Annotated in this window: 12 protein-coding genes; 6 read left to right on the plus strand and 6 right to left on the minus strand. The window is 67.3% G+C overall.

Features of this window, described 5'->3' with window-relative positions; translation table 11 throughout:
- Positions 1 to 805: 805 nt before the first annotated feature.
- Positions 806 to 1,483, plus strand: coding sequence for a response regulator transcription factor (locus tag ACT53T_RS22980; protein WP_476163016.1), 678 nt, complete (start codon positions 806 to 808; stop codon positions 1,481 to 1,483).
- Positions 1,480 to 2,943, plus strand: coding sequence for a sensor histidine kinase (locus ACT53T_RS22985; protein ID WP_476163017.1), 1,464 nt, complete (start codon positions 1,480 to 1,482; stop codon positions 2,941 to 2,943). Before ACT53T_RS22980 ends, ACT53T_RS22985 begins: the two co-directional genes overlap by 4 nt.
- A gap of 9 nt (positions 2,944 to 2,952) precedes the next feature.
- Here ACT53T_RS22985 and ACT53T_RS22990 read toward each other — a convergent pair whose 3' ends face one another.
- Positions 2,953 to 4,026 carry an aminotransferase class III-fold pyridoxal phosphate-dependent enzyme gene (locus tag ACT53T_RS22990; protein WP_476163018.1) on the minus strand — a complete coding sequence of 358 codons (1,074 nt, stop codon included), beginning with the start codon at positions 4,024 to 4,026 and terminating at the stop codon, positions 2,953 to 2,955.
- Between the two features lie 43 nt (positions 4,027 to 4,069).
- On the opposite strand from ACT53T_RS22990, the gene ACT53T_RS22995 reads away from it, so the two are divergent.
- Positions 4,070 to 4,843, plus strand: coding sequence for a FecR family protein (locus ACT53T_RS22995; protein WP_476163019.1), 774 nt, complete (start codon positions 4,070 to 4,072; stop codon positions 4,841 to 4,843).
- A 9-nt stretch (positions 4,844 to 4,852) separates the two neighbouring features.
- Here the strand turns inward: ACT53T_RS22995 and ACT53T_RS23000 are convergent, their stop codons facing one another.
- A complete protein-coding gene (locus ACT53T_RS23000) occupies positions 4,853 to 6,790 on the minus strand; it encodes a CHASE2 domain-containing protein (protein ID WP_476163020.1) in 1,938 nt (645 codons plus the stop codon).
- 117 nt (positions 6,791 to 6,907) lie between these two features.
- Positions 6,908 to 7,423: a YchJ family protein gene (locus tag ACT53T_RS23005; RefSeq protein WP_476163021.1), complete on the minus strand. Its 516-nt coding sequence runs from the start codon at positions 7,421 to 7,423 to the stop codon at positions 6,908 to 6,910.
- A gap of 386 nt (positions 7,424 to 7,809) precedes the next feature.
- On the opposite strand from ACT53T_RS23005, the gene ACT53T_RS23010 reads away from it, so the two are divergent.
- The 3 genes from ACT53T_RS23010 (at position 7,810) to ACT53T_RS23020 (ending at position 10,383) form a co-directional block, all read left to right on the plus strand.
- On the plus strand, positions 7,810 to 7,986 hold the full coding sequence (locus tag ACT53T_RS23010) for a cold-shock protein (protein ID WP_476163022.1): 177 nt from the start codon (positions 7,810 to 7,812) through the stop codon (positions 7,984 to 7,986).
- A 31-nt stretch (positions 7,987 to 8,017) separates the two neighbouring features.
- Positions 8,018 to 8,362: a TIGR02300 family protein gene (locus ACT53T_RS23015; RefSeq protein WP_476163023.1), complete on the plus strand. Its 345-nt coding sequence runs from the start codon at positions 8,018 to 8,020 to the stop codon at positions 8,360 to 8,362.
- Positions 8,363 to 8,619: 257 nt separating this feature from the next.
- Complete coding sequence (locus tag ACT53T_RS23020) at positions 8,620 to 10,383, plus strand: DEAD/DEAH box helicase (protein WP_476163024.1); 1,764 nt, start codon at positions 8,620 to 8,622, stop codon at positions 10,381 to 10,383.
- Positions 10,384 to 10,562: 179 nt separating this feature from the next.
- On the opposite strand, the gene ACT53T_RS23025 is transcribed toward ACT53T_RS23020, so the two are convergent.
- From ACT53T_RS23025 to ACT53T_RS23035, 3 genes are all read right to left on the minus strand, one after another.
- On the minus strand, positions 10,563 to 11,216 hold the full coding sequence (locus ACT53T_RS23025; protein WP_476163025.1) for a response regulator transcription factor: 654 nt from the start codon (positions 11,214 to 11,216) through the stop codon (positions 10,563 to 10,565).
- Positions 11,217 to 11,218: 2 nt separating this feature from the next.
- Complete coding sequence (locus ACT53T_RS23030; protein WP_476163026.1) at positions 11,219 to 12,289, minus strand: sensor histidine kinase; 1,071 nt, start codon at positions 12,287 to 12,289, stop codon at positions 11,219 to 11,221.
- Between the two features lie 110 nt (positions 12,290 to 12,399).
- The gene (locus ACT53T_RS23035; protein WP_476163027.1) at positions 12,400 to 12,717 is read right to left on the minus strand and encodes a hypothetical protein; all 318 of its coding nucleotides are present in this window, start codon (positions 12,715 to 12,717) and stop codon (positions 12,400 to 12,402) included.
- Positions 12,718 to 12,749: the final 32 nt, after the last annotated feature.

Below are 12,749 nucleotides of genomic sequence, written 5' to 3' on the forward strand. Positions count from 1 at the left end.
ATGCGGCGGAGCCGCTGCTCGGGCTCAGGAGAAAAGGGGCGGCGCGCGAGGCGACCAGGAGCTCGCCCAACCGCTCGGCCGGCCGCTGCGCTTGTCGACCGGGGGCCTAACGCCGCCGCGCGGCGCGTCGAAAGCCGCGGGCCCGGCGAGAGAGGCATGGAGGAGGTCGAACGCCGGCGGCGCCGCATCGCAATTGCGGTCGCAGGCTCCAAAGAGCAGACAACAGGGCGGCTCGTCGTGGCCGGGAGCGCGCCGATGAGCGTCCGGCTTCTGCGCGACACAAGCGACGGAAGGCGTCGATGCGCCGAACTCCGTCGTCATCGAATGCGGCGACCTGCCGCCGCCGATCGCGGCGAAGGCCTGGAGGGCGAAACAGAGCGCCGCCAAGCTCATGAAAAGCCAACGGAGCCTTCTCGCCAATCCCTTCGGGTGAGTTTCAGCCGCCGTCATGGCGCCGAGCCTCCGCATCTCGATTTGTCGCCGCCGATCGATTCCGGCAAAATACGTATCGACCCTCCCCTTAGTCTCACATATCGAGCGGAGGCGACGAAGAAAGGCTCACTGTATCTTCCGAGCAACAGAGCGCCGGTCGACCGACAGCGCCCGCCATTGATTTATCGTAAAGTTTTCGTCAGATCGATGTGGCTTCGGCCTCGGCGTCCCGGGCCGGCCGCGAGCTGCAGCGTGACCACAACCGATCGGCTATGCTCACGCTATAGATTCTCTGCTCGGGAGCGAATTCGGATCGATCGCGAGATCAGAAGGCGCTCTTCGAGAAAATTTTCCCCATAAGAAGGGTGAGGTCATGCGTATTCTCCTCGTCGAGGACGAGCCGGAGATGGGGCGTCTGATCGCCTCGCTCGTCGCGGAAGCCCAATTCATCGTCGATCGCAGCGGCTCGCTCGAGGAGACGATCGAAGCCGCGACGCGGGCCGACTATGGCCTCATCCTTCTCGACCGGCGCCTCCCGGACGGCGACGGCCTGTCGATCGTCCCCGATCTGCGCAAGCTGCGGCCCGGCGTGCGGATCATAATTTTGACGGCGCTGGACTCGCTGGACGACACGATCTGCGGGCTCGACGCGGGCGCGGACGACTATCTCTCCAAGCCGTTTCGCGGCCCGGAGCTGATGGCGCGGATCCGGGCCTGCATGAGGCGCCCGGGCGCCGAGCCGCAGCCATCGCTCTCCGTCGCCGGCCTCGCGCTCGATCTCGCCAGCCGCGAGGTCACGATCGGCGGCCGCCCCGTCGGCCTGCATCGGCGCGAGCTCGCGCTGCTCGAAGCGCTGATGCGGCGCGCCGATCGCGTCGTGGCGCGCGAAGCCTTGCTGGACGAGGTTTACGGCCTCTACGCCGAGGTCCAGCCGCATACGCTCGACACGCTCGTCTGGCGATTGCGCAAGCGGCTCGAATCGCTGGGCGCCGGCGTCACGATTCATCTCGCGCGCGGCATCGGCTATATGCTGACGGAAGCCGCGCGATGAGCGAAGGCCCTTCGCTGGCGCTGCGGGTGGCGACCTATCTCCTGGCCGCGCAGCTCGTCGCGGTGGGCGGTGGGTGGATTTGCGCGCTCGTCCTCGGCCTGTTCGGGCTCGAGGATTTTGCGACCTCCCTCGATGAGATCGCCTATCCGCGCACGCGCGAGCTGATCATGGCTTCTCTCACGCGCGACGCGGACGGGGCGCTGCGAGTGGAGCCCACGTCGGCGCTGCGCGCCGAATTGGCGCGGAACCCGAAATTGAAATATGCGGTGTTCGAGCCCGAGGAGATGCGCCCGGCGCGCGGCTCCGCGCCAGAGCTCGTGACCGCCTTGACGAGCCTGCGCTCGCTTCATCCGAGCTGGATCCATTTCTCGCTCGATCCGCATCCGCGCAGCCGGCCGACCGGCTATCTGCAATCGCGCGAGACGCCCTATGGCGCGGTGTCGGTCGGCGTTCACGGCTTCGCGTTTCGCTGGCCGGACATATTCGTGTCCATGTTCTACGACGCCAAATGGATGAGCGCCTATTTCGGCCCCGCCATTCTCTTTTCCATTGTCACGAGCTGGTTCGCCGTGCGCCACGGGCTCGCGCCGCTGCGCGACATGGCCGCCGAAGCCGCGCGGATCGACGTGGACACCCTCGAGCAGCGGCTTCCCGACGCGAAGACGCCCGCGGAAGTTCGGCCGCTGGTCGTCGCCTTCAATCAGGCGCTGGAGCGCCTCGACGCGGGAGCCGCGCGGCTGCGCCGCTTCACCGCCAACGCCGCTCATGAATTGCGCACGCCCGTCGCGATTTTGACCGCGCGCCTCGACGCGCCGAAGCAGCCGAGCTTTCTCGTCGATCTGCAAGGCGACGCGCACCGCATTCGCAACATCGTCGAGCAATTGTTGGCGACGACCCGCCTTTCGGACAGCCCTGCGCGCACGGATGAAGCGGTCGATCTCGTGGCCTCGAGCCGGCGCGTGGCGGCCGATGCGCTGCTGCTCGCCGTTCAGAGAGGTCGTCAAATCGAATTCGAGGCGCCCGATTCCGCGGTCTTTGTCCGCGGAAATCGCGCGGCCATCGAATCCGTTCTGTCCAATCTCGTCGACAATGCGCTGCGCGCCGAGCCCGAAGGCGGATCTGTGATCGTCCGTGTCGGCGCCGACGCCGGCGACGGCGCCGTGGTCGCGGTCATCGACCATGGCGAGGGAATCGCCGAAGCGGATCGCGAGCTCATTTTCGAGCCGTTCTGGCGCAAGAGCGAGGCGCCGCCGGGAACGGGCCTCGGCTTGGCGATTGCAAAAGAGGTGATGACGCGCCTCGGCGGCCGAATCATGGTCGGCGACACCGAAGGAGGAGGCGCGACATTCGAGCTCGCTTTTCGGCGGCCGCCGCGAGATCGAGACGGAGCCAATTGCGAGCCTGCGCCCCGAAATTCGGGCGATGGCGAATGGCCGGCGAAAAAGCCGCTCCCGCGATGAGGTCGGGCTTCATTCCGTCTCTGGCGCGCAAGCCGCGTCGATGATGGACGCCGCCGCGTCGATTTCCGCTTCCTCGACGATGAGCGGAGGAAATAGGCCGATGAACGATCCCATGGCGCGGGTGAGGAGCCCGCGCTCGGCCAGCGTCGCGCGCATCGGCTCCGCCTCTCCCGAGCACGCCAAGCCTTGCAGAAGGCCGATGCCGCCCAGCGTCGCAAACGCGCCGCGGCGCTTGTAGAACAGTTCCGTGAGCCGGTCTTCGAGGCGCCAGCCGCGATTCTGCACCCGTTCCAGAAAGCCGGGCGCCGCGAGCGCGCTCATCAAGGCGCGCCCGCTGACGAGCGTCTCCCGATCGACGAGGCGCGGCCGGTCCGGCGCCCCGCGCGCCAATTTTTGTGTGACGACCAGCGCCGCCAATGGCGGGGCGTTTCCCGGGCGATGAAGGGCGACCATCACATCCGGGGTCACGCCCGTCCATTCATGCGCCCACATCATGCCGGAGCGGCCGAAGCCGCTCGAGCTTTCGTCATAAGCGAGGACGAGCCCATATTCGTCCGCGGTCTCGCGCAGACGCGTGAGCAGCGCTCCCGGAACAATCTCGAAACCCGCTTTCGTCCTCACGGGAGCGACGAGAATTCCCGCCGTTCGATTGTCGATCGCCGCGGCCAATGCGCCCGGATCATCGGTTTGGAGCAGCACGACCTCGCCATCGGCTTCCAAGCCCGGGGGCAGGCCTCCAGTTCCATCCGCGGCGCCGGCGCAGACGATGAGCCGTCGCCGCTTCGGGCGACCGACGATCCGATGGCGCCGCCGCATCGTCTCGACCGCATAGCGCCAAGCCTCCGCCTCGGACTGAAACAAGAAGACGTGATCGCCGAACGACAGCGGCTCGATTTGAGCGCAGAGAGCGTCGGAGAGCGCGTCCGCCTCCAAAGGCTCGTCCAGTTCCGGCGATCCGGCGAAATCCTCCGGCGCGGCGCCCGAAAAGTCGAGCGGCGGCGGCGCCGCGGCCGCCTCGCCGCCGATCACGGATTCGATTTGGCCATTGGGCTCGGTGGCCGGATCAGACGATGCGCCGGACATGTTCCGCTGCTCGAAGGCGAGGCGACGCCTCGGGGGAGGCGCCGTGCACGGCGCCCGGCTCCTGCGCCAAATCGGCAAGCAAGGATGGAGCCAGACGCCGCATCGCCCGGCAGCGGCCCGCGCGCCGCAGGCGGGCTTGCGCCGCCAGCGTCGCCGCACCAAAGTGCGGCGAAAGGGAAGCTGCGTCATGTCCAATCGTCACCTTGCTATCATCGCCGCGGCCGTCGCCATGGTCGGCTCCCTCGGGCTCGCGCGCGCGGAGCCGGTCGGCTCGGTAGTCGCGGCGCGTGGGGAGGCGGCGCTGGAGCGCGCCGACGGGCGTTCGCCGGCGGAGGCGGGCGCGGCCGTCCTGCTGAATGATCGCGCCACGACCGGCGAGGCCTCCCGGCTCGACCTCCGGCTCGGCGCGGCGACTCGCCTGCGGCTCGGCGCCAATGCGTCGCTGAAGGTCGACAAATTCATCGGAAAATTGTCCGCGAGGACCACTCTGGAAGAGGGGGCGGTTGTGATCGACCGCGCTGCCGGGGCCGAAAAAAGCTTCGACCTCGAGACGCCCTACGGGCTTTTGTCGGCGCGCGGCACGGTGTTTTTCGCCGGCCCCAGCCGAGGGGTTTTCGGCGTTTTCGTCCAGAAAGGCGCCGTCGACGTCGTCACCCGGTCGGGCTCCGTGCGGCTGACGGCGGGAGAAGGCGTCGATTTCCCGCCGCCGCGCGTGGTCGTCCTTCCCGGACTGCTCGAAGCTGAGCCCTCGGCGCCCGGCCCGGTGACGAAATGGGGGGCGAAGCGCATCGAGGAGGCGTTGGACTCTGTCCGCTGACGCGGCGCGTCATTCGCTGGCGAGCGTGAAGATCATCGTGTCCTCCGGCAGGCCTTTGAGACGCAGCGCGCCGAGCGGGACCAGATCGCGCCGCGCCGCCGCCGCCGCGCCCGGTCCGATGCAGATTTGCGACTCGAGCTGCTTGCTCGCCTGCTCCAGCCGCGCCGCGACGATCACCGCGTCGCCATAGGCGGTGTAGTTCAATCGGCGCGCGCCGCCGACATCGCCGACGATGGCCGGCCCCGTCTCGACGCCGACCCGCGTGCGCCCGAAGCCGGCCTGCGCCGCCAGCGGCTCCCGGCGGAAGCTCTCCGAAAATTCGACGATGGCCGCGGCGCAGTCGAGGGCGGCGTCGACATGATCGGCGCGCTCCAGCGGCACATTGAAAAAGGCGTGAATGGCGTCGCCGGTCACGCCGTCCACCATGCCGCCGTGATCGGTGACGATGCGCTCCAGCCCGCCGAGATAGACGTCGAGCAGAGCGATGAGGTCGCGCGGCGCGAGACGTTGCGTCATGGGGGTGAAATTCTCGATATCGGTGAAGAGCGCCGTGACGATGCGCATCTCGCCCTCGCGCCGCAGCCGCTCCGGGTGGGCGATGATCTCGCGCACCACATCGGCAGAAAGATATTGCTCGAACTTGCGCGAGATGAACGCCTTCATCCGGCGCGTGCGGGCGAAGGACGCCGCCGCGGCCATATTGCCGGAGAGCAGGACGATGAGCGGCGGGCCGGCGGGATCGAGGACGACATTCTGAACGATCAGCGCCGAGGCGGCGACGGCGATCCAGAGCACGGACAAGGCCGCCTGCAGGGCGAAGGCCGCCGAGGGGCCGACCCGCGCGGCGCCGGCGGCCGCGACGCCGGCGAGGACGAGGGCCGCGCCGATTTCCCCCGAGAGCGCGCGCCCCGGACGCAGCGGGACCATTCCAGCGCGGAGCTGCTCCGCCGCTTCGGCATGAATCTGAACGCTGGGGGTCAGCGGGCCGAGCGGAGTGGGGCGCAGCGCTCCGGCCTGCGGCGCGCTGGCGCCCACGATGACCAATTGTCCCGCGAAGCGCTCGGACGCCACGCGCCCTTCGAGAAGCTCGGCGGCGGAGATCGTGCGCTGCGCCCAATGGGCGGGATCGGACCATCGCAGGCGCAGCGCGCCGCCTTCGCCGAGCTGCATGCTGCGCGCTCCCGTCTCCAGCCGACCGTCCTCGACAGAGAGCATGGCGACATTTTCGGCGACGCGCGTCGCCTCCAGCGCGAGGCCGGGAATGAGCCGATCGCCGACCGAGAATAGCAGCGGCGCCCTGCGCACCACCCCGCCCTCCTCGCCGAACAGCGACGACACGCCGAGACCGAGCGCCGCCGCCGCCAACGGCTCGTGAGGCGCCAGCGCGCCGGGGATCGGCCGCGCCCACCGCGCGCCGGCCGGTTCCTCGAGCCGCACGAAATTGAACGCGGCGGGCGGCGCGGCGCCGCCCGCCAGCGCCGCCAGAATCGTCTGGCCGCGCTCGAGCGTCTCGCCGAATTCATGATCTGGATCGGGCGCCTGCGCGAGAATCGGCGCGAGTGCTTCGCGCAATTTCGGATCGGACGCGCCCTCGATGCGAGCCCGCAGGGACTGCCGATCCGATCCGTCGAAGAAAATATCGAAAGCGAGCGCCGCGGGACGCCCGTCGAGAATGCGCGCCGCGAGCCGCGCCATATCCTCGCGCGGGAGCGGCCAGCCGCCGGCGCGGGCGACGCTCGCCGCGTCGATATCGACGACCAGCACGCCGCCGCGCCCGGCCTCGCGCGGGGCGATCCGCTGAATCGCGTCGATCGCCCGCTCGCGCAGCATGCCCGCGACGCCGTGAAAATCCGCCGCCCAGAGCGCGGCGAAGAGCAGCGCGCCGACGCCGCCGACGGCGGCCGGCGCCGTGAGGAGGCGTATGAGCTGACGACGCCGGTCGATCATGAATGCGATACGAGCCTTCGGCGCCGACTGCGGAAGAGAGCGCGCGCCGACGCCTTTTGCTACGGCGCCGGCGAAAAGGTCAATCCAGCGGCGCCGAGCAGGTCGTCGCGGCCGCCTTCACGCCGCCGCGCCACAGCATTTCTTGTATTTTTTGCCCGAGCCGCAAGAGCAAGGGTCATTGCGTCCCGGTCTCGGCTGCCGGATGACCGGCGCGCTCTTGCGGCCCTCGCCCTCGACGAAATACCAGCGCTGATCGGCCTCGTCGAAGCGAAACAGGGATTTTTCGCGATGGGTGAGACGCAGGCCTTCCGAAATATAATGCGCGGTGAATTCCACATGGCCAGTGGCGTCGCCGGGCTGACCCGCCTCCGTCGCTTCTATGTCGAGGCCGAGCCATTGCGATTTTTTGGACCAGTCGGTCGCCGCCGCGCGGTGGAAGCTCGCCCGCCGCTCCGGCGCGAGAGTGGCCTCCAGATAATCGATGCGGCCGAGAACATAGGCCGTGTAGCGCGAGCGCATCAGCGCCTCGGCTGTCGGCGCGGGCGTCGCCCCTTCGACATGAGGACCGCAGCAAGCGGAAAGAGACGCCGGCTCGGCGTCCTGGGCGCGGCAGGGACAGGGCTGATCGGTCATTGGAGGACGGCTCGTTCGTTTGCGTTGGCGCGTTCCGATCGGCGAAATTCGCGTCCCGAAATTCGCGTTCGAAGAGAGAATCGAGAGCGCTATTCGATGGTTCGGATAGCGCTCTGGAAGCGGAATCTGCGAGCAGTAAGCAGCCTGTGTCTCGAGGTTCAACTCTTTTTTTCAGCGCCCGCAATCCCGGCGCCATAGCGTCACGAAAAGCCGGTCTGTTGCATTTTCGTCCCGACGCCCTATATCTCCCTCATCGAGTTTCGGCCGAACGAACGAGCTTTCCCGCCTTTTGGCGCGTCGGCGTGCGACTTTCCTCCAAGAGCTTCGATCTCATGCGACCGCGAGACCGCGGCCGTCAGACCTCCTCTCGAGGGAAAGGAAGACGCATGCAAACCGGCGTCGTGAAGTGGTTCAACGCGCAAAAGGGCTTCGGCTTCGTGCATATCGGCGTGGTGGAGCGCGCAGGGCTTCGCGGCCTCGCGGAAGGCCAGAAGATTTCCCACGAGACCGTCATCGACAAGCGCAGCGGCAAATCTTCGGCCGACCAGCTGCAGGTCGCCTGACGCCAGAATTCTCGACCAAGAGGAGAAGGCCGTGGCGAAAGCCGAACTTGGCGCGAAGCGCCGATGCCTGAGCTGTGGCGCCGCGTTTTTCGATCTCAATCGCGAGCCGATCGCTTGTCCGAAATGCGCCGCGATCTTCCAAGTCGTGGAGCTGCCGCGCTCGATTCCGCGGAGGGGCGCTCCGCCGTATCGCTCCATGCCGAGCGAGTCGCGCATCGGCGACCAGCCTTCGAGCGAGGAAGTCTCGTCGACGGAGGAAGCGGAAGCGGAGATCGACGCCGAGGAGGCGGACGAAGAAGAAGCGGAAGCCGACGACAGCGTCCCGCCGCCGATCGACGACGACGATAAGATCGAGGAGATCGACGATCTCCTCTAGAGTCCTCGAGCCCCCTCCCCTCCTCCGCTTTCTCGGGCAGATTCGGCGCTCCATCGAAGGCTCGCGGAACGTCGCCGCCCCTCTCCCACGCAGACGCAGATCACTAGCGGGATCTGCGCGAAGCAAATAATAGTGTTCCGACCAAGCTCGTTTCGGCGGCTCCCGCCTTCCGACGAGCGGATGGCTCGACGAGACCCGATCGAGCGCGTATCTCTCGCCCACTCTCTGCATCGCCCACTCGCCAGGCAAGCTGACCCGTGACCTTTCTGAACGCCCGCGCCCCGCTCGCCAAAGCCTTGGCGGAGCGCAATTACAATTCGCCCACGCCGGTCCAGGCTGCGGTTCTGTCCGCCGATGCGCAAGGCGGCGACATTCTCGTTTCCGCTCAGACCGGATCGGGAAAGACGGTCGCCTATGGCTTGGCCATCGCCTCGACGCTTCTGGGAGAGGCCGATCGTCTGCCGGAGCCGCGCGCGCCCCTCGCGCTCGTCGTCGCGCCGACGCGCGAGCTCGCCTTGCAGGTGGAGCGCGAGCTGGGGTGGCTCTACGAGCATGCGGGGGCGCGAATCGTCGCTTGCGTCGGCGGCATGGATGCGCGCCTCGAGCGCCGCAAATTGACCGAGGGCGCCCATATAGTGGTGGGAACGCCCGGACGTCTTCGCGATCACATAGAGCGCGGCGGGCTGGACACGGCCCACATCGTCGCGGCCATTCTCGACGAAGCCGACGAAATGCTCGATCTCGGCTTTCGCGAGGATCTCGAGTTCATTCTCGAGGCCACGCCGCAGGATCGGCGCACGCTGCTCTTCTCCGCCACAATGCCGAAAGGCATCGCCGCTCTGGCCAAGCGCTATCAGCGCGACGCGCGGCGGATCGACGTGGCGCGCGGGGAGCGCGGCCATGTCGACATCGACTATCGCGCGGTTCGCGTCGCGCCGAAGGAGATAGAGCTCGCGACCGTCAATCTCTTGCGCTATTTCGAGGCGCCGACGGCGATCGTGTTCTGCAACACGCGCGAGTCCGTGCGTCATCTGCACGCGACCTTGCTCGAGCGCGGATTTGCGGCCGTGCTCCTCTCGGGCGAGCTCGGCCAGCACGAGCGCAACCATTCCATGCAGGCGCTTCGCGACGGGCGCGCGCGCGTCTGCGTCGCTACCGACGTCGCGGCGCGCGGCATCGATCTGCCAAATCTCGACCTCGTCATTCACGCCGATCTTCCGCATGACGCGGAGGCTCTGCAGCACCGCAGCGGGCGGACCGGCCGCGCCGGGCGCAAAGGCGTCAGCGCGCTGCTGATTCCTTCGGCGCGGCGCCATCGCGCCGAGCGGCTGCTGCGCGACGCCGGCGTTCACGCATTTTGGAGCGGACCGCCCTCCGCCGAGGAGATCGACGAGCTGGATCGCAAGCGCATGATGCGCGATCCGCTGCTGCTGGAGCCGCCGAGCGAGGAGGATTTCGAGGCGGCGAAGCTGCTTCTCGCGGAGCGATCGCCCGAGCAGCTCGGCGCCATGCTCGTTCGGCTCTACCGTGCGCGGCTTCCCGCGACCGAGGCCGTCATCGACCCCGGGCAGGAGCCCGCGCGTCGGGAGCCCCGCGAATCTCGGGAACCCAGGGAGTCTCGGGAGCCGCGAGAGCCCCGCCCCTCCCGGGCGGTAGGCACGCGGCCCGCCAAGGAGCCGCGCCCGTCCCGCTTGCCCGGCGGCGCCGTCTGGTTTCGTCTCGACATCGGCCGCGCGAAGAACGCCGATCCGAAATGGCTGCTGCCCATGCTCTGCCGCAAGGGAAATCTCACGCGGCAAGACATTGGCGCGATCCAGATTTTCGAGCATGAGACGCAGGTCGAGATCGCCGAGCCGGCGGCTGCGCAATTCATCGTGGACATGCGCCGGCCCGGCGGCGACAATATTCGCGTGGATCGCCTCGACGGCTATTCCGAGCCGAGACAGGTCAAGCCGCCGCGGAGAGACTCGCCGCCGAAGCACAAGCAGAAGCCGCGGCGGGAAAAGCAGCCGCGAGGCTGACCACGCCTGCGCGCCGCGGGCAGAAATCAAGCCGATCATGCAGATGATCTCCTCATTGTCGCGCGGGTGAGCCGCGCCTCGTCGCCAGAGTCCCCGCAAGGGTCGGCGACGGCTTCCGCCGCGAGCCGCTGAGCGCGCGCATCGATGGAGCGGGAGCGGGCGTCGCGCGAGGCTCGTCGTCACTTCAATTCGATGACGTCTTCCTCTGATCCATCGATACGATGGTAGAATCGCACGAGGTCGGCGAACGAATCCGCCCGCATTTTTCGCATGACCTGACCACGTCGCATCTTTATCGTCACCTCGCTGAGGCCGAGCTGCGCCGCGATCTGCTTGTTCAAGAGTCCCGATACGGCGAGCTTCATCACCTCCTTCTCGCCGTCGGACAGGCTCGCGTATCGCCGACGCAGCTCGGTCTGCACGCGCTCCGCTCGCCGGCGCGCCAGATCGCGCGCGAGGCCACTTTGTATCGCATCGACCAAGTCTTGCTCACGAAACGGCTTGGTCAAGAAATCGACGGCGCCGGCTTTCATCGCTTTGACGGACATCGGCACGTCGCCATGCGCGGTGATGAAAATGATCGACATCCTTATTCCCGACCTCGTCAGCTCTTCCTGAAACTCGAGGCCGCTCACGCCGGGCATGCGCACATCGAGCACGAGACAGGACGACGCATCCGGCCTTTCGCTCTGTGAGAATTCCTTCGGCGACGCGAAGGTCGCGGCGCGCAGCCCGATGGACGCCAGCAGATCCTCGAGAGACTCTCGAATCGACTGGTCGTCATCCACGACATAGACGATCGGCGACTCTGCTTCTCGCGTATCGGCGGCCATATTCACGCGCCCTTCTTCTTCCGTCCCGGCAGGAGGAAATGAAATTCGGCGCCTCCCTCCGCGTTGGCGGCGGCCCAAATCCGACCGCCATGCGCTTCGACGATCGAGCGGCTGATCGCGAGGCCAATGCCGGTTCCATCCGCTTTCGTCGTGTAAAAGGCTTCGAAAATCGTCTCGAGCCGATCCGGCGCGACGCCATGGCCGGAATCGCTGACGATGAGCTCGACGCGCTTTTCGTCCGCGAGCCGCGCCTCTATCGACACGCGCGGCTCAGCGCGCGCTCGTGCGACGGAGTCTATGGCGTTCAGCATGATGTTCAACAGCACCAGCTCTATTTGAACCGCCTCGGCGTAGATTTCGAGCGCGGCGCCCGCGAAAATCACCGTCACCGCGACATTGTTGCGCTGCAGCTCGGCCTCGCTCAGCGCGAGGACCTGATCGACAACGGACATCACATCGATCCAACTCGCATTTAGCTTCGGCAGCTTGTAGAGATTCCGAACACGGGCCACGATCCCGCTGGTGCGATTGGCGTCGCCGATCATCCGTTCCACCGCCTGCCGCGCCTTCGGCAGGTTGGGAGGGTCGCACGCCAGCCAGTTCAAGCACGCGTTTCCACTCGCAATAATCCCGGTGAGGGGCTGATTGACCTCATGCGCGATCGAGGCTGTCGTCTCGCTCAAGGAATTGACCCGCGCGAGCCGGATCAGCTGGGCGCGCGCCGCCTGCTCGGCGCTGGTCGCCTCCGCGCTCTTCAACGCGAGATAAGTGGTCGCCGCAATCGCGCTGACGCTCAAAGCGCAATTGACCACGCCCGGCCCATAGGCGCCCGCATGGCTCAGCATGAAGCTCGCCAATGTCAGAGCAATGCAGCCGAACGAAACGGCGAGCACGCCGCGTTTCGGAAGAAACCCGGTCGCGATCAGGACGACGACGACATAAAGGACAGCGACGGCGATTTCGAAGTCCGTCACCGTATCCCCGACAAAAATCGCAGCCGCCAGAGCGAGCATGGACGCCCAGCGCATGACGGCTCCACGCTTGCCGCGCATGAAGCCTGCTGTCCCGGCCAATCGAGCAATCTCCCTGCTATGGCGCCGATTTCGCGATCGAGCTTAGATCATCTCGGCCGTGACGTGAACGCCCGATCGCGCGAGGCGTTCGTCCTGCGCCGCATCTCTGCTCATCGGCACCGGACGACATATTGCCTCGCATAGGTCGGAGGCGCCTCCGGCCAGGATGCGCGCTGCGCGTCGGCGAGCTCGAAGCGGTCGGAGCAGATTTCTGCCGCCAGCCGGCGCGCAAAGGCGTCGAGGCGCTCTCGCCGAGCCGATGCGACGTCGAGCAGGAGATCGGAAGCGCTGAGCCGCAAGACATGTGTGTCGGCGCCGATCGTCTCATGCGAAAACCAGATATCGCCGTCGCCACGCGGAATCGCGGGCTCCGGGGCGCCGGTCACGACCGTGCAGAAGAAGCAGAGACCTCGTAGAACAGCATCCATTGTCGCCTCGATCTGTCGAGCGCCGCCCAGCG

Source organism: Methylosinus sp. DMC45, assembly GCF_056313885.1.